This is a genomic window from Streptomyces sp. NPDC059828 (assembly GCF_042731955.1).
Taxonomy (GTDB): Bacteria; Actinomycetota; Actinomycetes; order Streptomycetales; family Streptomycetaceae; genus Streptomyces.
Genome location: NZ_JBHWIW010000053.1, coordinates 1 through 22,424, shown reverse-complemented (window position 1 = coordinate 22,424; position 22,424 = coordinate 1). Strand labels below are relative to the sequence as shown.

Here is a 22,424-nt window from a genome sequence, read left to right as displayed (position 1 = left end):
TCTCGGTCAGCGATGGTCGGTGGTGGTCGGCGACAGTCGGCGATGCTCAGTGGAACGGGAAGGTGAGCGTCTCGAACACGGTCCGGCCCGTGCACAGCGCGACCAGACGCTCGATCCCGAGGCCGAAGGTGAACACATCGGCCGGGTCGCAGTCGATGTCCGCGAGGAAGTCCAGCGGCCCCTCGTCGGCCGGTACGTCGTGCAGCCGGGTGCGCAGCGCGATGTTGGTCTCCACCATCGGCCGGTAGTCGTCGGCCGCGCGCAGCTTCAGCCCGCCGTCGCAGATCTCCACCCCGTCGGCTATCAGCGAGAACCGCTGCGCCCGCCCGGAGCGGCCGTCGATACGGGAGTTGTGGCGCAGCTCGTACGGGAAGCCGTGGAGCACCACCGGTGTGGTGACCGCCGCCTCCACCGCGTGCTTGACGAAGTCCTCCATCACGGCCCAGTCGGACTCGCCCGCGGGCAGCCGGTGCTCACGCAGCCAGGACCGCGCGGCGGTGACGAGCTCGGCGCCCGCCGGTGCCCGCGTCCGGTGCAGTGCCTCGGCGATCGCGTCGTCGACGGTGCGCGTGGCGATGGTGGAGAAGTCGGTGCCGCCGGGGGTCCTGAGCGTGCCGAAAGCCGTCTGGATGGTGTACTGGACGAGTTCGGTGACCAGGGTGACGCCGTCGGCCAGGGTGACGTCCCGGGCGGCGGTCTGGAGCATCGTGAACTCGATCGCATGGCTGTCGTCCGCCCGCTCCGCCCGGATCGCCTTGCCCAGGTCGTAGACGCGGTCGACGCTCACCACCAGCCGCCGCAGATGCTCCTCCGCCGAGTGCTTCAGATGGAAGGACTCACCGGTGACCGGGTGGCTGGTGGAGAACTGCGGGATGGGCGCGCTCTCGCGGGATGCGCACAGGATCGGCGTGGCCGCCTCCGTGTAGCCGGTTCTGTGCAGCCAGTCGCGTACGGCGCGTAGCAGATCGGCCTTGGTCAGAAGCAGGTCGCGCTCGTCGGGGTGCTGCTTGAGCAGCGTGCCGTACAGCCGCCGCTGCTGGGGCGGGATGGTCATCCCCGTTCGCCTCCCCGAGTCGTCCACGGCGAGGTGATGGTCACGGCGTGCCCGGCGGCATCGGCATCGAGCAGGACCTCGGCGCCGATGGGCAGCGTGTGCTTGAGCGGGGTGTGGCCGAAGGGAAGGCCGAAGGCCACGGGGAAGTCGTACTCGGCGCACAGGTCCTCGACCATCTCGCGGGCACCCAGGCCTCCGGACGGCTCGCAGCCCAGCAGTTCGCCGACGACCATGCCCGAGATCCGGCCGAGTACGCCCAGGTCGCGGAAGTGGGTCAGGGTCTGGTCCAGCAGCTCGACCGGCTTGAAGGCGTCCTCCCACGCCAGCACCGCCCCGTTCCACTCCGGTTCCCACGCGGTGCCCAGCAGGCAGCGAAGCGAGGACAGGCAGCCCGCGACCAGGTGGCCCCGGGCCCTGCCGGTACGTGCCCATGACAGCGGCGCGCTGATCCGCGCGGCGGCGGCATCGCCCGCGAGGACCGCCGCGAAGTGCTCTCCGGTGGCCACGGGGGCGTCGTCGGAGCCGAAGTCCCAGAGCACGGCGGGGCCGTGGAAGGTCGGCATGCCGGTGCGCGCGGTGATGGCGTTCAGGAGCAGGCTGGGGTCGCTGACCCCGACGATCGGCTTGGGATGCGCCGCGATCAGCCCGTAGTCCAGGCCGCGCAGCAGCCGGTTGGCGTTCTTGCCGCCGCCCGCGCACACCACGGCGTCGACGTCCGGGTCGGCGATGAACGTGTGGAAGTCCGCCAGGAGTTCCTCCTCGCGCCCGGCCCGGTACCCGTGGCGGGCCACGGCATGGGGAGCGACCACGGGCTCGTACCCGTGGGCGCGCAGCCGCTCGAGGCCGCGCTCGAAGACATCCGGATGTGCGGCGGGCTCGGGCGCGGACACGGTGACGATGCCGACGTGACCGCCCTTGCTGAGGGGCGCGGGCAGAAGGTGGGCGGTGCCGGTACTCAACAGGGGTCTCCTTACAAGAGGATCGACCGGAACCCACGGCACAAGCGGTGAGGCGCCGGGTGCACAGGGTGACCGTACGGGGTGTCAGCGGGCGGGGGCCAGCCGCATACGGGTCTGCTCCCTCGCCCGGGCGACGGTCGCCTCGTCGGTCCAGGGGGTCAGGGAGGTGTAGTAGTCGAACGACGACCACTCCTCCAGTGATGCGGGAGCGGTGAACCCGTGGTCAAGAGCCTCCTCCCACAACGGGGTTCCGGGGTAGGGGGCGAACAGGTGGACCCGTGTCTCGGGCTGTGGGTCGAACTGCCTCAGCTCATCGATCAGGGAGTACGTGTCCTCCATCTCCGCCTCGCTCTCGCCGGGGAAGCCGACGATGAACGTGTAGGAGCCGAGGATGCCGTGGGCCGCGATGTCCTCCGCCACGTCGAGGATCCGCGCGCGGGTGATCTCCTTGTGCACCACATCGGCCAGCACCCGGTCGTTGCCCGATTCCACGCCCATCAGCAGTCGCGAGCAGCCGCTCTCCGCGATCCGTTCCAGGAGCGGGAGTCCGGACCGGCGGGCTTTGAGGATGTCGTTGGGGTTGATGCTGGCGGCCCACCGGAGGCCGAGGCCGCGTTCGACCAGTCCGTCGCAGAACCCGATCGCCCGGCGCAGGTTGACGAACCAGTCCGCGTCGTAGAACTTCACGCCGTTGATGCCGTACGAGGCCTTCAGCGCGGCGACGTCGTCGAGCAGGTCCTGGGCCGCCATCGCCGAGTACTTGCGCTGGTACGTCAGCTCGAAGCAGAACCGGCACCGGTAGACACAGCCCTGGCTGGAGACGTAGTTCAGGGTGCGGTCGGCCACCGTCGGGTCGTCGCGGACGTACTTCGCCACGTCCAGCAGCGACCACGGGTACGCACCGAGGTTCCCGGCCCGGGGCGGGTTCACGGCCCCGCTGCTCACGCACCGCCCGTCGTCCGTCCGCAGGCCCGGAACGAGGCGGCGCGGCACCCGGCCGAGCAGCGACGCCACGTACTCGGGCATCGAGTGCTGGCCGGGGCCCTGGAGCACGGCGTCCACGAGGGGGTGGGCGGCGGTCTGTTCGGGCTGGACGTTCACATGCGGGCCGCCGAAGACGACGGGCGGGCAGAAGGGGCGCTTCCTGGCCGCGCGCACCATGTCCAGCGCGTGGCCGATCTGACCGCCACCGGTCATGATGCTCACCCCGACGCACACCGTGCGCTCGATGTGCTCGTCCAGCAGCCGCTCCCAGGCGGTGGCGTCCTCCTGGTTGCCGTCGAACAGCACCACGTCGACCAGTCCGCCCGCAAGGAGCGGCTTGGCGATCGTGAGCAGCGAGAACGGCATCCAGTGGTAGACGTAGTCCTTCTCATGGTCGATCTTGGGGTAGGCCAGGATGACGGTCGGCCGCCCCGCTGCTTCCGGTCCGGGTGCGGGGGCGCGGACGCCGGGGAGCCCCATGAACACGCTCATCGGGCGGCCTCCGCCAGGTGCATCGGGGTGGTGTCCCCGGGTCTGAAGGATGCGGCGGCGTACATCTCGAAGGCCGCCTCCACCTGAGCGGCCAGGCCCTCTCCGTCGCCCTTCTCCAGGAGCGGCGCCAGGTCCACGGTGACGTCCTCGCGCAGCAGGCAGAACTGGAGGCGGGCGTCGGCCGTCAGCCGCAGGGCCATCAGGGCGTCATGGCAGGGGAACAGCGCACAGCCCCGGCACACCGATCCGTACCAGGCACCGGCGTTGGAGTCCTTGATGACGACCTTCGTGCCCGACGGCATCGTGAACACGGTCATGGGATGCCCGAGACCGCCCTGCTGGACGACCTCCTCACCGACCGCCCGGGCCCGTATGCCGTCCGCCAGCTCACCCAGCGGCACATAGAGGTCCGGCAGCCGCAACCTGCGCTTGATCTCCAGGCGCCGTGCGAAGCTCTCGCCGCTCTCACCGAGGTCCTTGATGATGTCGAGCAGCTTCACGCTGTGGACACCCGCCGCCTCACAGAACTCGATCAGCCGCCCGACCTCCGGGGTGTTGATCCCCGACATCACCACGACGTTGACCTTGACCGGTACCCCGGTGGCCACGCACGCCCCGATCGCCGCCAGTACGCCGGCGTGGTCGTCCACCCCGCAGATCTCCCGGTGGAGCCGCTCGTCCAGGGTGTCCAGGGACACGTTGAACAGGGTCACTCCGGCCGCGGCCAGCGCAGGCGCCAGTTCACCGATCCGCGGGTGCCGGGATATCACCTCGACCTCGCGCATCCCGGCTTCCTGCCGCAGCCGCCGCACCACTTCCACGAGCGGTCCGTACAGCGCGGGGTCGCCGCCGGTCAGCTTGATCCCGTCGACGCCCCGGGCCCGTACGGCGGTGGCCACTGCGATCAGCCGGTCCGGGTCGAGGTCGGTGCCCGACTCGGTGGCCACCGCTTCCCCGGAGGGGCGGCAGTAGTAACAGCTTCGCTTGCAGCGGGAGTTCACCGTCACCCGCACCTGAGGTAAGCGCATGTCACCCATCCCTCGGAACGTTCGGACATCGCTGACATTCACGGGCACAGCCTTTCGGTCCCTCACCATGGTGGGCAATACGGTGAAGAGGTTCCGATGTCAGGGTTTCCGGCGTCTGAGGTCAATCACTGACATTGCCGGTATACGAAGGGCCAAGGGCCCGGGCTTCGGCAGGGGTTCGGCGGGCGTGATTCGCGGGAGGGGCCCAGTCGCCGGAGGAGCCTGGGACACCAGGCGCCCAGCGGCTTCGCCGAAAACCCTTCGACGCGCGCTCCTGAACGCGCTTTCCTACGGGGAAATCCGGCCCTGGAGAAGGAGCGCGAGGCATGAGCCCTGACGGCTGGCACACGACCGAGGACCTCGACGGCTTTCTCGCCCGCGCGGGTGACTTCCTGCGCTCGCGCCCCGCCCCGCACACCGTCCCGCTGACGGTGACCGAAGGGCTGCGCACGCGGGGGGCGGGCGCATACGGCGCCGGGACACCCGTCTTCGGCTGGCTGGAAAGGGAGGGTTCGGTTCACGGGGCCTACCTCCGGACTCCGCCGCACCCCATGCTGCTCACCCCTCTTGCCCCCGGAGAGGTGGATTCCCTCGCGGCTCACCTGGCCGGGCTTGGCCACGTTCTGCCCGGCGTCACCGCCGACCGCGAGACCGCGGCCGCCTTCGCCGACGCCTGGCATCGGCATACGGGCGCGGCACCGACGCTTCACGAGCGCCAGCGCCTGTACCGGCTCGGCAGGCTCACACCACCGGATCCACTGCCGGACGGCCGGGCCCGCGTCGCGGTCGAGCGGGACCGCGAACTGCTCATGGTCTGGTACGAGGAGTTCGCCGACGCCGTCGGCGAAGCCGCGTCCACGGACCCCGGCTCCTGGGCCGACGCGCGTATCGCTTCCGGGGGTGTCACCCTCTGGGAATCCCCGGACGGCATCCCCGTGTCGATGGCGGGCCTGACCCCGATGGTCGCGGGCCAGATCCGGGTGGCCCCTGTCTACACCCCGGCCCGGCTGCGCGGCCGGGGTTACGCGGCTGCCGCGACGACCGAGGTGAGTCGGGCCGCACTGGCGGCGGGTGCGGACGAGGTGCTGCTGTTCACCGACCTGGCCAATCCCACCAGCAACGCCCTCTACCAGCGGATCGGATACCGGTCGGTGAGCGATTTCGCGGTGTGGGACTTCCCCGCGGTGCAGGCGCGCGGGCTACGCGGATGACCTGGGCCGCACGGTTCACGTGGGTTGCGCAAGCAAAAGGTAGTTGACCGCGTAACGACGCCAACCTCCCCGTCTGGGCCCCGGACCGGCGGCCCGCAGCCCGCGCGCATGTAACCAACATCACTCCGGTGATTCGCTTGTGGCAGGTGTGAACCGAGAGTTTTTCCACCAGTCTGGTGACTCCCGCGACACGCTCCGTTAGCCGCGGGTCCGCAAGTGTCACATGTGCCGTTTGTTTCGTTTGTGTCGATGAACTCATCCACGGAGTCAAGGTGTCCTCGGCCCCATCTGCACGGCTGGCACAACCCCTGAGCCGCACGGCGGGTACGTCGATCGCCGCCGCGCAGGAGCGGGGCCGCCATGAGTAGCCGCGGAAAGGCGGCTCTCGACCGGCATCCGGCCCGTGATGACGCCCGGCTGCGGGCTGTGGTGGAGGACGCGACGATGGGGCGCTGGGAAGGCGCCCGGGAGCTGCTGGCCGCCACGGGTGCGGACTGGGACCGGCGCATCTTCCGCCTCCAGGTGCTCGCCCGCGTCGGTGCCCGGCTGACGTTCGCGGACACCTGGGCCCAGGCGGAGCCGCGGTCCGGACACGCCCTGGCGCTGCTGGCCAACGTACGCACCCTGCGGTCCATGGCCGACGGCCGGGGGCGCGGACGCGGCGAGGCCCTGGAGGAGGCGTGGGCCACCTGTGACGCCGCCGCGGAAGCGATGCCGCACGACCCGGCGCCGTATGTCGTCATGCTCGCGCTGGCGCGGTTCCACTCACCGCCCCGGGACCGCGAGTGGCGGGCGACGGTGCGGCAGTTGTGGACGCAGGTGAAGCAGCGCGACCCGTGGAACCGGGAAGCGCACCACGAGCTCCTCACCTACCTGTTCCCGTCCTGGCACGGCACGGGCGGCGACATGTTCCACTGGGTGCAGGAGGAGTGCACCAAGGCACCTGCCGGACTGCCGTTGCACGTCCTGCCGCTGGTCGCCTTGGCGGAGTCGCACCGTCAGCGGCTGGAAACGGAAGAGAACCGCTACGGGCTCGCCGTGCATCCCTGGACGGACAACCCGTCGACCTGGCACGCCTGGGAGAACTGGTGGGCCCGCCGGGCCCCGCACCGTCCGCACGCCGCCTTCCACGAAGACGCCAACTACCTCGCACACGCCCTGTCGTTCGCCAGCCGGCGCCACGAGGCCGCCGAGGTCTTCGACGCCATCGGCCCGTACGCCACCGATGTGCCGTGGAGCTACTGCGGGGACGCCGTCACGCTGTTCCACCGCCACCGCGGCTGGGCCGCGGAAGCCGCCACTCCGTAACCGCATCCGGCCACGGAGCCCCACCCGCCCCGCTCCTCCGCCCATCCGCACCCTTCTCCCCGCACGGCCCGCTCGAGTTGTTGCCCACCGTCCCCACCGCTCACCTTGATGAAGAGGTCATTCGAATGCCCTTGGACATACCGAGCGTCACATCCTCGGAAGAAGAACGCCTCGCTCAACTCGGCATCACCCAGACCCTGGACCGCTCCATGTCGGGGCGCCAGAACTTCGCCGTCTCGTTCACCATCATCAGCATCCTGTCCGGCTGCCTGACCATGTACGGCTTCGGCATGAACTCCGGCGGCCCTGCGCTGATCATGTGGGGCTGGGTCATCGTCGGCCTGATGACCCTGTTCGTCGGGCTGGCCATGGCGGAGGTGTGCTCCAGCTACCCGACGAGCGCCGGACTCTACTTCTGGGCCCACAAGCTCGCTCCCGGCAAGTCGGCCCCGGCGTGGGCCTGGTTCACCGGCTGGTTCAACACCCTCGGGCAGGTCGCGGTCACCGCGGGCATCGACTTCGGAGCGGCCTCGTTCCTGAACGCCTACCTGAACCTGCAGTTCGGGTACGCCGCGACGCCGGAGCACACCATCCTGCTCTTCGGCATCATCCTGGTGCTGCACGCCCTGGTGAACACGTTCCGCGTGCGGATCGTGGGCTTCTTCAACACGGTGAGCGTCTGGTGGCACCTGATCGGCGTGGTCGTGATCGTCGGCGCGCTGCTGCTCATTCCGGACCACCACCAGTCCCCGTCCTTTGTGTTCACCGAGTTCGTCAACAACACCGGCTGGGGTTCGGCCGTCTACGTCGCCCTGATCGGCCTGCTCATGGCCCAGTACACCTTCACCGGCTATGACGCGTCCGCCCATATGACCGAGGAGACGAAGAACGCGTCCGTGGAAGGGCCGAAGGGGATCGTCCGCTCCATCGTCGTCTCCTGGGTGGCCGGGTTCGTCCTGCTGTTCGGGCTGACCTTCGCCATCCAGTCCTACAGCGGCGCCCTCGGGTCCGCGACCGGGGTACCGCCCGCCCAGATCTTCATGGACGCCCTCGGCGCGAGCACCGGCAAGCTGATGCTGCTCATCGTGATCGGTGCCCAGCTGTTCTGCGGGATGGCCTCGGTGACCGCCAACAGCCGGATGATCTACGCCTTCTCCCGTGACGGCGCGCTGCCCTTCTCACAGGTGTGGCACAAGCTGCACCCGGGGACCCGCACCCCGACCAACGCGGTGTGGCTCGCCGCCGGTGGTGCCTTCGTCCTGGGCCTGCCCTATCTGGTCAACATCACCGCGTACGCCGCCGTGACGTCCATCGCGACGATCGGTCTCTACATCGCCTACGTCATCCCGACGCTGCTGCGACTGCGCCAGGGCGACTCCTTCCATCGCGGCCCCTGGCACCTGGGCCGCTGGTCCAGGCCCGTGGGTGTGATCGCGGTGGCCTGGGTCGCGTTCATCACCGTGCTGTTCATGCTGCCCCAGGTGGGCCCGGTGACCGCCGAGACCTTCAACTACGCGCCCGTCGCGGTCGGTGTGGTGCTCGCGTTCTCCGGCACATGGTGGCTCGTCTCCGCCAGGCGGTGGTTCCTGAACCCGGACCACCCGAAGCACGGCACCCCTGCGGCGCCGCCCGTGTCGCGGGAAGCAGTGCGTTAGCAGGGCCTGCAGGGACGCGAACTCCCGCAAGTCCCCCCGGTCCCGCGGCTAGCAGCCGGACCGTGTCGTCATCGCCCTTGCCGCCCTGGTCGTCCACCCGGGGCGGCAAGGCCGTGCGACCCCCGCCCGTCACGGGAGCCCCCTTGAGTCCGGTACTCGCCGGGAGTCATGTCGAACTGCTTGCGGAACGCGAGATGGAAACCCACCTGGCTGCGATAGCCGACGCGCTGGGCGATGTCCTGCTGCGCCACGGCGGTGTCCGCCAGGAGCCGTTTGCCCTCCAGGAGCCTGCGCATCGTCAGGTATCGCATCGGCGTCTCACCCACCAGTTCCCGGAACATCTGCGAGAAGACCGACCGGGACATCCCCGCTTTGCGGGACAGCGATTCGACCGTCCAGTGTTCGGCATAGGAGCCGTGAATCGCCATCAGGGCCTTGCTGATACCCGGGTGGTACAGCGCACGCAGCGCGGGAGACTCCTCCGCCAGCTGCTCCATCGCGATACGCAGGGACAGAACGAACACGGTCTCGAACGCCCGCAGGGTCACCAGCCGCGCTCCGGGAGCGGTACGCCCCATCTCGAAGGGCAGCGAATCGAGCGTACGCAGCAACAGCGGTTCGCCATGGAGCATATGGCGCCGGAGCACGATGATCCGGGGCAGCGCGCTGTAGAGGCCTGGTTCGCCGATGGCGCTGTAACGCAGGCTCGCACAGAGCATCCGCGTGCGGTAGGGCTGCGTACCGACCCTGACGATGCCGGACTCGCCCGGTCGCAGGTGGGGCACCAGGGCGGACAGAGGCGTCGTCTGCACGCCGTGCGCCGCCGCGAAGCTGTGAGCGGTGCCGTGCGGAAAGACCGCCAGGTCGCCCTCGCGCAGCTCCACCGGTGTGGAGTCGCCGTCGAAGCTGATCACGCAGCCGCCCTCGATCATGTAGTGGACGATCGCGCAGCTGTCGTCGTGGCCCCTGACGCCCCAAGTGCCCCCTGCCTGCCACATGCTGTGGTAGACGTCAGTCAGCCGCAGCGGGCGCAGTAGCTCACTCAGCACGTCTTCACTCACGGACGATCCTTAAATCACTTCGGCTCATGATTAATTGATCGTAGCCAGCGCTCCCAGAACGATGAGAGGTGAAGCCGGGCTGTTTGTCCGGTCTACGGGGTGAGTTCGGGGGAACCGTCCATGAAGATCGTCATTGCCGGTGCCGGCATCGGTGGGCTGACCGCCGCGCTGAGCCTCCATAGCGTCGGACTGCGCGACATCCAGGTCCTTGAGGCGGTGCCGGAGATCCGGCCCCTGGGCGCCGGTGTGAACCTGCTGCCGAACGCGGTGCGCGAACTGGACGCTCTGGGGCTGGCCGAAGGCCTCGAGGAGCTGGGCGCCGACGTGACCGGGCTCGGCTACTTCAACCATCTCGGACAGCGGATCTGGCGCGAGCCCCGTGGCCGGGCGAGCGGCAGCCGATGGCCCCAGCTGGCAGTGCATCGCGGCGCCCTTCAGACGGCCCTCGCCCACAGCGTCCGCGACCGCCTGGGAAGCACCGCGATCACCACCGACGCGCGCGTCACCGGATTCGTCCCGCTACCGGGCGGCGGAGTCGAGGTGGGCCTCGGCCATCGCGTCGGCGACCGGCCCTCCAGCCGGTTACGGGCGGACGTGCTGATCGGCGCCGACGGGCTGCGGTCCGCCGTACGGCAGACCCTGTACCCGCAGGAAGGAGCGCCGCGGTCCCACGGGGCCGCCGTATGGCGCGGTGTGACCCGCAGCGCGCCCTTTCACGGCGGTCGTTCGATGGTCGTCATGGGGAACGGCCGTTGGAAGGCGGTGGTCTACCCGCTCGCCGCACACCCGGGTTCGGACGGCCTGGTCCCGGTGAACTGGGCGGTCTCACGCACCACGCCCGAGGACCCGGAGGCCACCGACGCCGGCTCCGGCGACGGCTTCCCCACGGCGGTGTCCGGCTGGCGGTGCGGCGACCTGCGGTTGGACACCCTTACGGCGGAGGCGGACGCGGTCGCGCCCTTCCCGATGCTCGACCGGGATCCGCTGCCCCGCTGGTCGTTCGGCGCCGTGACCCTCCTCGGGGACGCGGCGCACGCCATGGCCCCGATGGGATCGAACGCGACGACGCAGGCGGTGCTGGACGCCCGCAGCCTCGCCCACTCCCTGGCCACCCACGACGATCCGGTCATCGCGCTCGCGGCGTACGACCGGGAGCGCCGCCCCCGGATGAACCGGCTTCAGCTGCTCAACCGCGCCAACGGACCCGAGGTCGTGATCGATCTGGTCCACAAGCGGGCGCCGGAGGGCTTCGGACGGATAGCGGACGTGATACCCGCCACCCGTCTGGCGCAGGTCGCCCAGAGCTACGCCCGCGCCGCCGGATTCGATGCCGCGTCCGTCAACGAGCCTTCTCCCTACGGGCAGCCACGTCTGCCGCACCCCGCGGCGTAGCGGCCGCTGCGACCGCCCCACGGGTCCGCCCGGAGCGGCTGGTCGCCCCGAAAGCTTCTCGTCACCCACTCAACGCACCCCGTGTACAGGAGAGACATGACCCGCAGCGGCCACGAATACCTCGAATCACTGCGCGACGGCCGTGCCGTGTGGCTCGACGGTGAGCAGGTCAAGGACGTCACGGAGCACCCCGCCTTCCGCAACACCGCCCGTTCCATAGCCCATCTCTACGACATGGCACGGGACCCGGAGCTGCGGGATGTCCTCACGGTGCGCCACGAAGGGCAGGACCGGTCGGTACTGCGCGCCTACCACGTGCCCCGCACCCAGTCCGAACTCGTCGAGCGGCGCAAGGCGTTCAAGACGTGGTCCGAAGCCAGCTTCGGCTTCCTGGGCCGCTCACCCGACTACATGGCCGCGGGCATCGCGGGCTTCGTCTCGACGCCGGAGATCTTCAAGGGGGAGGGCTTCGACGGACGGGACAACCTCGCCGCCTACCACCGGCGCATGGTGGAGGGCGACCTGTACCAGTCGTTCACCATCACCAACCCGCAGATCGACCGCACCAAGGCGGCCAGCGAGCAGGAGGAGGACGACCTGTACGTGCGGGTCGTCAAGGAGCGCGACGACGGCATCGTGGTGCGCGGCGCGAAGATGATCGGCACCGGGGCGGTGTTCGGCGACGAGATCATCGTCGGCACCATCGAGCCGCTGGCACCGCAGGATGCCCAGTACGCGCTGTGCTTCTCCATCCCCCTCAGCACACCGGGGCTGAAGTTCATCTCCCGGACCTCCTACGAGGCCCAGGCCCGCAGCGTCTTCGACAACCCGCTGTCCGCCCGTTTCGACGAGAACGACGCCCTGCTGGTGTGCGACGACGTCTTCGTGCCCTGGGAGCGGGTGCTGACGTACCGGGACGTCGACACCACCTTCCGGATGTGGTGGTTCACTCCGGCCTACAACAACTTCGTCCACCAGGCCGCCACCCGTTTCTGGACCAAGCTCGAATTCCTCACCGGTCTCGCGATCCTCATCACCCGGGCCAACAACACCTACGGTCTGCCACCCGTGCAGATGCAGATCGGCCGGCTCATCGGGTGGCTCAACATCGCCAAGTCGATGGTGCTGGCGGCCGAGACGACCTGCGAGCGGGTGGCCGGTGAGGGCAGCGCCGTACACATCAACCGGCAGATCGCCTCGGCGCACCGAGCCATGGCCGGCGACCTGTATCCGAAGGTGCTCGCCGAGATCAAGATGCTCGCCGGCGGCGGACTCATCCAGCTTCCCGCGTCCGGCTACGACCTGAGGCATCCCGAACTCGGTCCGCTGGTGGCCAAGTACGTGCGCTCCCCCGGCACCCCGGCAGAACAGCGGATCAAGCTGCTGAAGCTCGCCTGGGACGCCCTGGGTTCGGAGTTCGCCGCACGGCACGAGCAGTACGAGCGCTTCTACCACGGCGCTCCGCACGTCTACCTGCCCGGCATCGTGCGGGACGGTGACCCGGATCTGCTGGCCGCCTTCACCCAGTCGTGCCTGGACGGCTACGAGCTGGACGAGTTCCCGGACCTCGGGGCGGGTACCGATGACGGTCGCTGACCGCCGGCGGGCCCTGGCGCTGCTGGCCAGTACTCAGTTCGTGCTGATCCTGGACACGTCCATCATCAATGTGGCCGCACCCTCCATCGGCAGCAGCCTGGACATCCCACCGGCAGCGCTGTCCTGGGTGGCCAACGCCTATCTCGTCTCCTTCGGGGGGCTGCTGCTGCTCAGCGGTCGCGCCGCCGATCTGCTCGGACAGCGCAGGGTGTTCACGGCCGGTCTCGTGGTTCTCGCGGCAGCCTCGCTGCTGGGCGCGGTCGCCGGGGACGCCAGCCTGCTGATCACCGCCCGGGCCGTGCAGGGGGTGGGCGCCGCCATGGCCGCCGCGGCGGCGTTCTCCCTGGTGCTCACGCTGTTTCCGGACGGTCCCGAACGGCACCGGGCGCTGGGGGTGTTCGCCGCGATGGCCGGTGCGGGAGGTGCGGCGGGCACGGTACTGGGCGGGGTGCTCACCAGCTGGCTGGGGTGGGAGTCGACCTTCGCCCTGAACGTGGTCGCCGGAGTCGCGCTGATCCTGCCCGTGCCGCGGCTGCTGCCGGCCGGTGCCTCCGGCGGGGGCGGGCGAGGTTTCGACGTGCCCGGCGCGGTGGCGGCGACCGCCGGCCTCGCCTTGCTGGCGTATGCGGTGGTCAACGCCGGCGAGGCCGGCTGGAGCTCCACGCCGACGCTGGTCACGGGGTGTTCGGCCGTGGTTCTGCTCGCTGTGTTCGTCCTGGTCGAACGCCGGGTGGCGCACCCACTGGTGCCGCTCGCCGTGCTCAGACGGCCGGCGCTGCGTCTGGCCAACATCCTCGCGGTGCTGTGGCAGATGTCGCTGTTCCCGATGTTCTTCCTGGTGAGTCTGTACTTGCAGGCGGTGCTCGGCTACGAACCCGTGCTGGGCGGCCTCGCGCTGCTGCCGCTGTGCCTGGTCGTGATCACGGTCGCTTCCCTGGCGCCCCGGTTCATCGGCCGCTTCGGCCTGCGCGCGGTGATGTGCGCCGGATTCGTGCTGGTGGCCGCCGGCATGGCATGGCAGTCCCTGCTGTCGGTGGACGGCTCCTTCGCGTGGGATGTGCTGCCACCGAGTCTGCTCCTGGGAGTCGCCCTGCCTCTGGTCGCCATCACCACCAACATCGCGGCCACCGCCGACGCCCGCGAGGAGGATGCCGGACTCGCCTCCGGTCTGGTCAACACCAGTCTCCAGTTCGGTTCCGTCCTCGGTCTCGCCGTCCTGTCGGGGATAGCCGCTGCCTGCACCGGCGCCTCGTCCGCGGCGCACGACACGGCACTCACCGAGGGCTTCAGCACGGCTCTGCTGGCCGGCGCGGTACCCGCACTGCTGGCCCTGCCGCTCGTCCTCCGGCTGCGGCTGCCCGCGCCGGGCGTCGGGACTCCGCCACCGGCGGACACCGCCGTCGAGCACCGTCGCACGGTGCCCTGATCACGACCGGCCGTCCCGCACCCGTGTCCGTACGGCCCCGGGCCGGCCCGCACCACTCGCCCGTGCCCGCACCACTCCGGATCGGGCCGCGCGAGCCCGCTGATCCGAACCACCCAAGAAAGGCATGACATGACACCACAGTCCGGCAAGCGCGTCCTCGTGACCGGTGCCAACGGTTTCCAGGGCGGAGCGGTGGCCCGGCTGCTGGCCGCCCAGGGGCACGACGTGCGTGGTCTCGTCCGGGACGAGGCGAAGGCCGCGTCCGCCCTGCCCGCCGGAGTCATCCCGGTACGCGGCGACCTGGGGCGCGTCGACGAGCTGCGCGCCGCCTTCCAGGGGGTCACGCACGCCGTGGTCGTGATGCCGCTGGAGTACGACCCCGACACGGTGGCGGGCTACGCCCGCAACATCGCGGAGGCGGCCCACGAGGCGGGCGTGCAGCGGCTGGTCTACAACACCAACACTCCGGTCCCGGACGAGACGACCCCGTACGCCGGGTTCGAGACCCGTCGCCGGGCGGAGGAGCTGCTGCGGGGCGGCCCGGTCCCCGTGGTCGTCATCAGGCCGCCGGTCTACCTGGAGAACCTCTTCAGCCCGTGGAACGGCCCCGCGATCGTCAACGACGGGGTGCTGGCCTACCCGCTGCCCGCCGAGCAGCGGGTGGCCTGGATGTGCCACGACGATCTCGCACGCGTCGCGGTCCGGGCCCTGGACGACGACGTGCCGGCCGGGCAGGTGCTCCACGTCGGCGGTGCCGACGTGCTCACCGGCCCGGAACTGGCCGCCGTGTTCGGCCAGGCCCTGGGACTCGATGTCGGCTACGTCCCGCTGGACGTCCCGCAGTTCGAGCAGGGACTCACCCAGGTGCTGGGCGCGAAGGCCGCGGCAGGCGTGGCGGGGATCTACCACTACGCCGGCTCGGGCCGTGCGGGCGACCTGCTCGCCCCGTCCCCGGACACCGTGGAGAGCGCACTCGGCGTACGGCTCACTCCGGTGATCGAGTGGGTCAAGGCACAGCCCTGGGAGCACTGGGCCCGGCCCACCGGGTGACCCACGGCCGGCTGCCCACGCACGCACGCCTGTGCGCACGCGTTCCGGCAGCCGGCCATCAGCCGAGCCACAAACGGGGGAAACAATGCACCACCACAGCGATCCGCTCGATCCCGGGCGGATACCCGCGGCTGTCGCCGTGATCGGCATGGGATGCCGCCTGCCGGGCGCCCACGGCCCGGGACAGTTATGGGACCTACTCGAGTCCGGCCGGGACGCGACCCGTTCAGCGCCCCTGGACCGGTTCCCGCCAGGCACGCTCCCGCCCCCGGGCGGCAGACGCGGCGGATTCGTGGACGGCGCCGACGCGTTCGACGCCGGGTTCTTCGGCATCCCGGACCACGAGGCCGCCGTGATGGATCCGCAGCAGCGTCTGCTGCTGCTCACGGCGTGGGAGGCCCTGGAGGACGCGGGCGGGGACCCGCGGCGGCTGGCGGGCAGCCGTACCGCGGTGTTCGTCGGGCAGTCCCACGCCGACCACTGGGAGCGGCTGCGCGCCGTCCGGGGCGGAGCCTTCGATCTGGACTGCCTGGTCGGCGGCCAGCAGCGGGCGATGCTCGCCGGGCGGCTCTCCTTCCATCTCGGGCTGCACGGAGCCAGCGTCACCGTGGACTGCGCACAGGCCTCCTCGCTGGCCGCGGTGCATCTGGCCTGCCTCAGCCTGCGCGCGGGCGAGTCCGAACTCGCTCTGGCAGGCGGTGCGAACCTGCTGTTCGACACCGCGGCCACCCGCGTCTTCGACGACGCCGGAGTGCTGTCCGGTGATGGGCACTGCCGCTTCGGTGACGCCGACGCGGACGGATTCGTCCGGTCCGACGGCGTCGGTGTCGTCGTGCTCAAGACCCTCGACAGGGCCGTCGCGGACGGCGACCGGATCCATGCGGTGATCCTGGGCAGCGCCATGAGCCATGACGGCGCCGCCGAGAAGCGCATCACCGACCCTTCCACCACCGGCCAGACACTGGCGATGCGCTGGGCCTACCAGGACGCCGGGACCGTGCCGGGCGACGTCGGATACGTCGAGGCGCACGGCACCGGAACACGTATCGACGCGGTCGAACTCAGCGCCCTCACCGAGGTGCTGGCCGAGGGACGACCGCCCGGACGACCGTGCCTGGTCGGCTCCGTCAAGAGCAACATCGGGCACTGCGAGGCCGCCGCCGGCGTGGCGGGGCTCATCAAGGCCGTGCTGTGTCTGGAGCACGGGCAGGTGCCGCCCAGCCTGCACCACGACAACCCCTCGCCGCTCGTCGACTGGGACCGGCTGCCCCTGGTGGTGCCGACGTCCCCGCAGCCGCTGCCCGCCGCCCCCGACCGGCCCGCGATCGCGGCCGTCAACGGGCAGGGCATGTCCGGGACGAACGTGCACATGGTCCTCGCCCAGTGGCCCCTCCGCGCCGCCCAGCCACGCCGGGACGGGCCGGAGAGCCCCCGGGGCGGACCGGTGACGCCCCCGCCCCACCGGTGGCAACTGCGCCCCTACCCCCCGGCGATGGCCGCACCGGACCGGCACCAGGTCTGACCGGGCTCAGCCGGCTCCGCCCCAGGGCGGGACCCGGTCCGGCCCACCGGTCCGTCCACCGGCCCCCCGGCACGTTCGCATCCGTCGTTCCGCCACGTCCCTTCACCCGCCGCAGCGCCGGTGCCACCGCCGTCACCGAGCGGGATCCGGCGCGCCCTGCCACAGCAGGGCGCGGCGGCCGACGTCCACGACTGACACCTGTCTGGAGACACACCTTGAACAGCACCAGCACGCTCGGCATCGATCTCGGAAGTTCCCTGCGCACGGCGGCGATCCGGGAGCTGGACCCGCTCGCCGCGGACCGGCTCTGCTTCGAGCTGCGCAGCCACAACGAGCGCGCCGACGTCCCCGCGCTCGTGTCCGCGCTGCGCGACCTCGTGCCCGGCCCCGACGCCGTCGCCGCGTACTCCGCGGAGGCCTGCGTGGCGGCGATGCGGGACCTCGGCATGTTCCTGGGATCGATCAAGCGCCACGGCCCCGAGCCGATCCCGCTGGTGCCGGAAGTGGTGCCCGTCCTGCTGGAACTGGGCCGTCGCACCGACATGGTCCCCCGGGACACCGTGCACCACTACACCACCTGGAACCCCACGGGCGGACGCCAGCGCATGTACACCGGGGACATCCAGGAGGCCTACCTCCAGGAGTCCGTGCGGATGGTCTTCCCGCATCTGCGCGAGGGCCTGGAACTGGCCGAACAGCTCAGCCACGCGGACGTCGACGACCCCAAGTTCGCCGTGCTCACCGATGAGCTGACCACCCATATGGAGACCATGGTCTCGTCCATCGACATGGTCGTGGCCAACGTCAGCCCCGAGTTCTTCGCCCGGGGTCTGCGGGCCTACTTCGAGGAGATCACCGTCGACGGGCGCGTGCTGCTCGGACCGGCGGCGGCACAGGTTCCGCTGTGGCTCATCGACCAGGCGATATGGGCCGCGGACAACAGCGCGCCCGAGTACGAGGAGTTCCTGCGCGACTCGGTGCCCTACAGCCTGCCGCGCTGGCGGGAGCTGTACGACGGCTGGACGGGCATCCCGTCCGTGGTGACGCGGCTGGTGGACACCTTCGGCGACGACCCGGACGGCGCCGAGCGCCGTATGCCGGGCCTGCGCCCGTCCGCCGAAGCACTCGCCCGTCTGCTGCGGGTGATCATCGTCTTCCGCGGCCGCCACCTGGGCATCGCACGCAAGGCCTACGACGCCGACCTGCGCCTGTACCCGGTGGGCAGCGGCGGCGCGAGCGTCGACCTGCTGCGCCAGATCATCGACCTCACCCGGGCCACGTCCCAGCTCACCCAGCGCCCGTCCGCGCCCGCCGCGGCGGGTCGCGCGGAGCGGAGGTCCGCATGAGCATCGTGATCGCAGGCGGCGGCATAGGCGGCCTGACCACGGCACTGAGCCTGCACGCCGCGGGTGTCGGCGGCGTACGCGTCCTGGAGGCGGTGCCGGAGATCAAGCCGCTCGGTGTGGGGCTGAACATCCTGCCCAACGCCGTCCGGGAACTGGCCGAGCTGGATCTCCTGGACGAGTTGCTGGAGGTCTCTCTCCCCACCGGGAGCCTCGGTTTCCACAACCGCCATGGACAGCTCATCTGGCGGGAGCCCCGGGGGGAGGCAGCCGGGTACCGCTGGCCGCAGCTGTCCATCCACCGCGGCAGGCTTCAGGCCGTGCTGGCCGACGCGGTGCGCCGCCGGCTGGGGCCGGACGTCATCGTCACCGACGCCCGGGTCGAGGGGTTCACCCCGCGCGAGGACGGCGGGGTCGATGTGCGGGTGCGCCACCCGGCCTCCGGGCGGCACAGCGAGGTGGCGGCGGACGCGCTCATCGGGGCGGACGGCATCCACTCGAAGGTCCGTGCGTGTCTGTATCCCGAGGAGGGGCCGCCGCCGTGGAACGGGCTGGTGGTGTGGCGCGGCACGGCCATGGCCCCGCCCTTCCTGGACGGCAGGTCGATGATCATCGCCGGGGACGACCGGAGGCGTGCCGTCGTGTACCCGATGTCCGCCGCTGAGGAGCCGGGTGGCCCGGTGCTGATGAACTGGGCCGTGGCTCGGACGGCCGAGGCGGACACGGTGTTCGAGGAGGCGGACTGGAACCGGGCCGTGGCACCCGAAACGTTCCTGCATCACTTCGCCGACCTCGCCTTCGACTGGCTCGACGTGCCCGCTCTGATCCGCACGGCCCGCGACGCGTACGTGTACCCCATGGTCGACCGCGACCCGCTGCCCCGCTGGACGCACGGACCGGTCACCCTGCTCGGGGACGCCGCCCATGCCATGTATCCGATGGGTTCCAACGGTGCCACCCAGTCGATCGTCGACGCCCGGGTGCTGGCCCGTGAGCTGGCCTGCCGGGAAAGCCCCGCGGCGGCTCTGGCCTCCTACGAGGCCGAGCGCCTTCCGGTGCTGACCGGTATCCAGGCCAGCGCCAGGCGCCGCGGCCCGGAAGTGGTCATCGACCTGGCCCATGAGCGCGCGCCGGGCGGCTTCGGGGACGTGGCGGAAATCTTCGGCGACGGTGAACTGGAGTCCATCTCGGCGGAGTTCGCCCGCCTGGGCGGTTTCGACCCGGAGACGGTCAACACCCGTCCGTCACTGGCCGCCACGACCGGCGCGGGAGGCGTGCGATGAGGATCGACATCTGGTCCGACGTGTCCTGCCCCTGGTGCTACATCACCAAGCGGACCTTCGACTTGGCGCTGTCGGCGTCCGGACGGGACGACACCCACGTGGTGCTGCACCCCTACCAGATCGACGGCGAACAGCCCGCCGAACCCGTCCCCATGCTCGAATGGCTGGCAGGAAAGTACGGCTCCGAACGCGCCGCACGGATGAACGACGAGGTCACCGCGGCGGGCCCGCGCCACGGCATCGCCTTCCGCAACGCCACGGGCTTCGCGGTCAACACCCTGGACGCGCACCGACTGCTGTGGTGGGCGGAGCGCGCACGGGGCCGGTCCGTGCAGAGCCGGCTCGAAGAGCTGCTGTTCGCGGCGTACTTCACCCAGAGCGCCGATCTGTCCGACCGCGGCGTACTGCTGACCTGCGCCGAAGGCGCCGGCCTCGACCGCGACCGGGCCGCCCGGCTGCTGGCCTCGGACGAGGCGGTGGCCGAGGTGCGCGCGGAGGTCCACCGCGCCCGTGAGCAGGGCATCACCGTCGTCCCCCGCTTCGTCTTCGCCGGCAGCCATGTGGTCGAGGGGCCACAGGAGGACCCCGAGGTCTTCCTGAAGGCCCTGACCACCGGCAGCGCCGCCTCCCAGAACCCTGGAGTACACCAGTGAGCAGCCTCACCCGCCGCGGATTCGTCGGGGCCACGGCCCTGGCCGGCGCGGCCGCCGTGACCCACCCCGCCGCCGCGGCAGCGGCCACCGCACCGGCACGCGCAGGGACGGCGGAGACCGCGACCGCCGTCCGCCCCGGCGGTCCCCAGTACGCCGACCTCGCCAGGGGCGTCAACCAGCGCTGGGTCGGCACCCCGGACCTGATCGCCCTGCCGCGCACCACGGAACAGGTCGTGGACGCTGTCCAGCGCGCCCTCGACTCGGGCAAGCGGATCGCCGTCAGGGGCGGCGGCCACTGCTTCGAGAACTTCGTCGGCAGCGAGGACATCCGTGTGGTGATCGACCTCTCGGCCATGAACGCCATCACCTACGACACCCGGCGCCGGGCCGTCTCGGTGGGAGCGGGAGCCCGCCTCGGCGATGTCAACGAGCAGTTGTTCAAGCGGTGGGGTGTGGCCCTGCCGGGAGGTTCCTGCCCCACGGTCGGAGTGGGCGGCCATGTCAGCGGAGGCGGCTACGGACCGCTGAACCGGACTCTTGGCCTCACCGTGGACCACCTGTACGCGGTGGAGGTGGTCGTCGTCGACACCTCCGGCACCGCGCACGCCGTGGTGGCGTCGCGGGACGACAAGGGGGCGCTGCGCGAGCTGTGGTGGGCTCACACCGGTGGTGGCGGCGGCACCTTCGGGGTGGTCACACGGTTCTTCTTCCGCAGCTCCGGCGCGGAGGGCGTCTCGCCGGAACGCGCCCTGCCCGCCCCGCCGTCCGAACTGCTCGTCGGCACGGTCGTATGGCCGTGGCAGGACCTGGACCAGGGCTCCTTCGTCCGCCTGCTGAAGAACTACAGCTCCTGGCACGTCGCCCACAACACACCGGGCGATCCGGAGGCCGATCTCTACAGTCACCTGGCGGTCTTCCACCGCTCCGGCGGGGCAGTGGCGCTCAACGTCCAGCTCTCCGCATGGGCCGGAGACCCGGAGCGACGGCTGGACGCCTTCCTCGCCGCCATGGGCCGCGGTGTCGGTGCCCAGGCGCGAACCACCGACCGCCAGCGGCTGCCCTGGCTGATGGCGACCCAGTGGTCCGGCTTCGCGGACCGCCCCACCGGCAAGCGGATCAAGGGCAAGTCCGCCTACCACCGCACCGCCTTCGACGACGCACAGGCCGCGGCCCTGCACCGGCACCTGACCCGGTCGGACTACGAACACTCCGGCAGCGGGCTGCTGATCGCCCCGTACGGCGGGCAGGTGAACGCCGTCGCCCCGGACGCGACGGCTCTGGCCCACCGGGACAGCGCCCTGATGCTGATGTACGTGAGCGAGTGGACCGCCGCGGCCGACGACAGCCGTCGCACCGGGTTCCTGCGTGAGCTCTACGAGGACGTCTACGCGGCCACCGGGGGCGCCCCGGCCCCCGGCCGCAGTACGGCGGGCGCCTACGTCAACTACGCCGACACCGACCTCAAGGACCCCCGTCGCAACCGCTCGGGGGTCTCCTGGCAGGAGCTGTACTTCGGCTCCAACTACGCCAGGCTGTCGGGGGTGAAGGGGCATTGGGACCCGCGCGACGTGTTCCGGCACGCCCTGTCGGTCGAACCGGCGAAGCCGCGGCGGAGCCCGCGATGACGGTGCTCGACGGAATCCTCGAGGGCGTACGCGAGGACCTCGCCAGGCGACGCGGCGCACTCCCGGTGGACGAGGTGCGGGCGCGGGCCCTGTCCGCGGGCCCCGCCCCGGACGCGGTGCCGATGCTGCGTTCCGCGTCCGGACTGCGGGTGATCGCCGAGGTCAAGCGGTCCAGCCCGGCACACGGCCCGCTCGCGGGGATCGAAGACCCGGGTGCGCTGGCCGCCTCCTACGCGGCGGGGGGCGCCGCGGCGATCAGTGTGCTGACGGAGGGCCGCCGGTTCGCCGGCTCGCTCAGCGACCTGGACGGCGTGCGTTCGGCGGTGCGACTGCCCGTGCTGCGCAAGGACTTCGTCGTCGACCCCTATCAGGTGTGGGAGGCCAGGGCGCACGGAGCGGACCTGGTGCTGCTGATCGTGGCCGCCCTCGACGATCCCCAGCTCGCCGACCTGCTGGCCGTGGTCCGGGAGGCGGGACTCACCGCGCTGGTCGAGGTGCACGACGAGCCGGAGACGGAGCGGGCCGTCGCCGCCGGGGCGCGCGTGATCGGCGTCAACGCCCGGGATCTGCGCACGCTGCGGGTCGATCCCGAGGTGTTCGGGCGGCTCGCCCACCGCATTCCCGACGGTGTGGTGCGGATCGCCGAATCGGGCGTGCGCGGCCCGCGGGATGCGGCCCGCTACGCCGCGCTCGGCGCCGACGCGATCCTGGTCGGCACCTCCCTGGTCACCGGCGGCGATCCGGGCGCGGCGGTCGCCGCGCTGGTCGACGCCGGCCGGCGC

Annotated in this window: 18 protein-coding genes; 13 read left to right on the top strand and 5 right to left on the bottom strand. The window is 71.0% G+C overall.

Annotated elements, in window-relative coordinates:
- Nucleotides 1-46: 46 nt before the first annotated feature.
- The 4 genes from ACFV6V_RS26295 to ACFV6V_RS26280 form a co-directional block, all read right to left on the bottom strand.
- Nucleotides 47-1,054 carry an amino acid--tRNA ligase-related protein gene (locus ACFV6V_RS26295; RefSeq protein ID WP_385569536.1) on the bottom strand — a complete coding sequence of 336 codons (1,008 nt, stop codon included), beginning with the start codon at nucleotides 1,052-1,054 and terminating at the stop codon, nucleotides 47-49.
- Complete coding sequence (locus ACFV6V_RS26290; RefSeq protein WP_385569534.1) at nucleotides 1,051-2,013, bottom strand: LD-carboxypeptidase; 963 nt, start codon at nucleotides 2,011-2,013, stop codon at nucleotides 1,051-1,053. Before ACFV6V_RS26290 ends, ACFV6V_RS26295 begins: the two co-directional genes overlap by 4 nt.
- A gap of 84 nt (nucleotides 2,014-2,097) precedes the next feature.
- Nucleotides 2,098-3,489, bottom strand: coding sequence for a B12-binding domain-containing radical SAM protein (locus ACFV6V_RS26285; RefSeq protein WP_385569531.1), 1,392 nt, complete (start codon nucleotides 3,487-3,489; stop codon nucleotides 2,098-2,100).
- Nucleotides 3,486-4,517, bottom strand: a complete 1,032-nt coding sequence (locus ACFV6V_RS26280; RefSeq protein WP_385569529.1) for a radical SAM protein — start codon at nucleotides 4,515-4,517, stop codon at nucleotides 3,486-3,488. The genes ACFV6V_RS26285 and ACFV6V_RS26280 overlap by 4 nt, the downstream gene beginning before the upstream one ends.
- Nucleotides 4,518-4,843: 326 nt before the next feature.
- Here ACFV6V_RS26280 and ACFV6V_RS26275 point away from each other — a divergent pair, with 326 nt between their 5' ends.
- The 3 genes from ACFV6V_RS26275 to ACFV6V_RS26265 all read left to right on the top strand — a co-directional run bounded on the left by ACFV6V_RS26275 (nucleotide 4,844) and on the right by ACFV6V_RS26265 (nucleotide 8,691).
- The gene (locus ACFV6V_RS26275) at nucleotides 4,844-5,728 is read left to right on the top strand and encodes a GNAT family N-acetyltransferase (RefSeq protein ID WP_385569528.1); all 885 of its coding nucleotides are present in this window, start codon (nucleotides 4,844-4,846) and stop codon (nucleotides 5,726-5,728) included.
- A gap of 360 nt (nucleotides 5,729-6,088) precedes the next feature.
- Nucleotides 6,089-7,036, top strand: a complete 948-nt coding sequence (locus ACFV6V_RS26270) for a hypothetical protein (protein ID WP_385569526.1) — start codon at nucleotides 6,089-6,091, stop codon at nucleotides 7,034-7,036.
- A 125-nt stretch (nucleotides 7,037-7,161) separates the two neighbouring features.
- Nucleotides 7,162-8,691: an amino acid permease gene (locus ACFV6V_RS26265; RefSeq protein WP_385569524.1), complete on the top strand. Its 1,530-nt coding sequence runs from the start codon at nucleotides 7,162-7,164 to the stop codon at nucleotides 8,689-8,691.
- 68 nt (nucleotides 8,692-8,759) lie between these two features.
- Here ACFV6V_RS26265 and ACFV6V_RS26260 read toward each other — a convergent pair whose 3' ends face one another.
- A complete protein-coding gene (locus ACFV6V_RS26260) occupies nucleotides 8,760-9,752 on the bottom strand; it encodes an AraC family transcriptional regulator (protein WP_385569522.1) in 993 nt (330 codons plus the stop codon).
- A 120-nt stretch (nucleotides 9,753-9,872) separates the two neighbouring features.
- Here ACFV6V_RS26260 and ACFV6V_RS26255 point away from each other — a divergent pair, with 120 nt between their 5' ends.
- From ACFV6V_RS26255 to trpC, 10 genes are all read left to right on the top strand, one after another.
- On the top strand, nucleotides 9,873-11,144 hold the full coding sequence (locus ACFV6V_RS26255; RefSeq protein WP_385569519.1) for an FAD-dependent monooxygenase: 1,272 nt from the start codon (nucleotides 9,873-9,875) through the stop codon (nucleotides 11,142-11,144).
- 96 nt (nucleotides 11,145-11,240) lie between these two features.
- Entirely contained in the window at nucleotides 11,241-12,740 is a 1,500-nt protein-coding gene (locus ACFV6V_RS26250) for a 4-hydroxyphenylacetate 3-hydroxylase family protein (protein ID WP_385569517.1), read from the top strand.
- The gene (locus ACFV6V_RS26245; RefSeq protein ID WP_385569514.1) at nucleotides 12,727-14,166 is read left to right on the top strand and encodes an MFS transporter; all 1,440 of its coding nucleotides are present in this window, start codon (nucleotides 12,727-12,729) and stop codon (nucleotides 14,164-14,166) included. Before ACFV6V_RS26250 ends, ACFV6V_RS26245 begins: the two co-directional genes overlap by 14 nt.
- Before the next feature lie 129 nt (nucleotides 14,167-14,295).
- Nucleotides 14,296-15,216, top strand: coding sequence for an SDR family oxidoreductase (locus tag ACFV6V_RS26240; RefSeq protein WP_385569512.1), 921 nt, complete (start codon nucleotides 14,296-14,298; stop codon nucleotides 15,214-15,216).
- 85 nt (nucleotides 15,217-15,301) lie between these two features.
- On the top strand, nucleotides 15,302-16,738 hold the full coding sequence (locus tag ACFV6V_RS26235; protein WP_385569509.1) for a polyketide synthase: 1,437 nt from the start codon (nucleotides 15,302-15,304) through the stop codon (nucleotides 16,736-16,738).
- A 215-nt stretch (nucleotides 16,739-16,953) separates the two neighbouring features.
- Nucleotides 16,954-18,084, top strand: a complete 1,131-nt coding sequence (locus tag ACFV6V_RS26230) for a monodechloroaminopyrrolnitrin synthase PrnB family protein (protein ID WP_385569508.1) — start codon at nucleotides 16,954-16,956, stop codon at nucleotides 18,082-18,084.
- The gene (locus ACFV6V_RS26225; protein WP_385569505.1) at nucleotides 18,081-19,364 is read left to right on the top strand and encodes a flavin-dependent oxidoreductase; all 1,284 of its coding nucleotides are present in this window, start codon (nucleotides 18,081-18,083) and stop codon (nucleotides 19,362-19,364) included. Before ACFV6V_RS26230 ends, ACFV6V_RS26225 begins: the two co-directional genes overlap by 4 nt.
- Nucleotides 19,361-20,017, top strand: coding sequence for a DsbA family protein (locus ACFV6V_RS26220; RefSeq protein WP_385569502.1), 657 nt, complete (start codon nucleotides 19,361-19,363; stop codon nucleotides 20,015-20,017). Before ACFV6V_RS26225 ends, ACFV6V_RS26220 begins: the two co-directional genes overlap by 4 nt.
- Nucleotides 20,014-21,642: an FAD-binding oxidoreductase gene (locus ACFV6V_RS26215; RefSeq protein WP_385569499.1), complete on the top strand. Its 1,629-nt coding sequence runs from the start codon at nucleotides 20,014-20,016 to the stop codon at nucleotides 21,640-21,642. The genes ACFV6V_RS26220 and ACFV6V_RS26215 overlap by 4 nt, the downstream gene beginning before the upstream one ends.
- Nucleotides 21,639-22,424, top strand: a 786-nt coding sequence (gene trpC, locus ACFV6V_RS26210) for an indole-3-glycerol phosphate synthase TrpC (protein WP_385569496.1), incomplete at its 3' end; no start/stop codon positions are given. The genes ACFV6V_RS26215 and trpC, both read left to right, overlap by 4 nt.

Coding starts and splice junctions, on each gene's coding strand:
- ACFV6V_RS26295 (WP_385569536.1), bottom strand. CDS start 1,054: ATGACCATCCCGCCCCAGCAGCGGCGGCTGTACGGCACGCTGCTCAAG.
- ACFV6V_RS26285 (WP_385569531.1), bottom strand. CDS start 3,489: ATGAGCGTGTTCATGGGGCTCCCCGGCGTCCGCGCCCCCGCACCCGGA.
- ACFV6V_RS26280 (WP_385569529.1), bottom strand. CDS start 4,517: ATGCGCTTACCTCAGGTGCGGGTGACGGTGAACTCCCGCTGCAAGCGA.
- ACFV6V_RS26275 (WP_385569528.1), top strand. CDS start 4,844: ATGAGCCCTGACGGCTGGCACACGACCGAGGACCTCGACGGCTTTCTC.
- ACFV6V_RS26270 (WP_385569526.1), top strand. CDS start 6,089: ATGAGTAGCCGCGGAAAGGCGGCTCTCGACCGGCATCCGGCCCGTGAT.
- ACFV6V_RS26265 (WP_385569524.1), top strand. CDS start 7,162: ATGCCCTTGGACATACCGAGCGTCACATCCTCGGAAGAAGAACGCCTC.
- ACFV6V_RS26255 (WP_385569519.1), top strand. CDS start 9,873: ATGAAGATCGTCATTGCCGGTGCCGGCATCGGTGGGCTGACCGCCGCG.
- ACFV6V_RS26250 (WP_385569517.1), top strand. CDS start 11,241: ATGACCCGCAGCGGCCACGAATACCTCGAATCACTGCGCGACGGCCGT.
- ACFV6V_RS26245 (WP_385569514.1), top strand. CDS start 12,727: ATGACGGTCGCTGACCGCCGGCGGGCCCTGGCGCTGCTGGCCAGTACT.
- ACFV6V_RS26240 (WP_385569512.1), top strand. CDS start 14,296: ATGACACCACAGTCCGGCAAGCGCGTCCTCGTGACCGGTGCCAACGGT.
- ACFV6V_RS26235 (WP_385569509.1), top strand. CDS start 15,302: ATGCACCACCACAGCGATCCGCTCGATCCCGGGCGGATACCCGCGGCT.
- ACFV6V_RS26225 (WP_385569505.1), top strand. CDS start 18,081: ATGAGCATCGTGATCGCAGGCGGCGGCATAGGCGGCCTGACCACGGCA.
- ACFV6V_RS26220 (WP_385569502.1), top strand. CDS start 19,361: ATGAGGATCGACATCTGGTCCGACGTGTCCTGCCCCTGGTGCTACATC.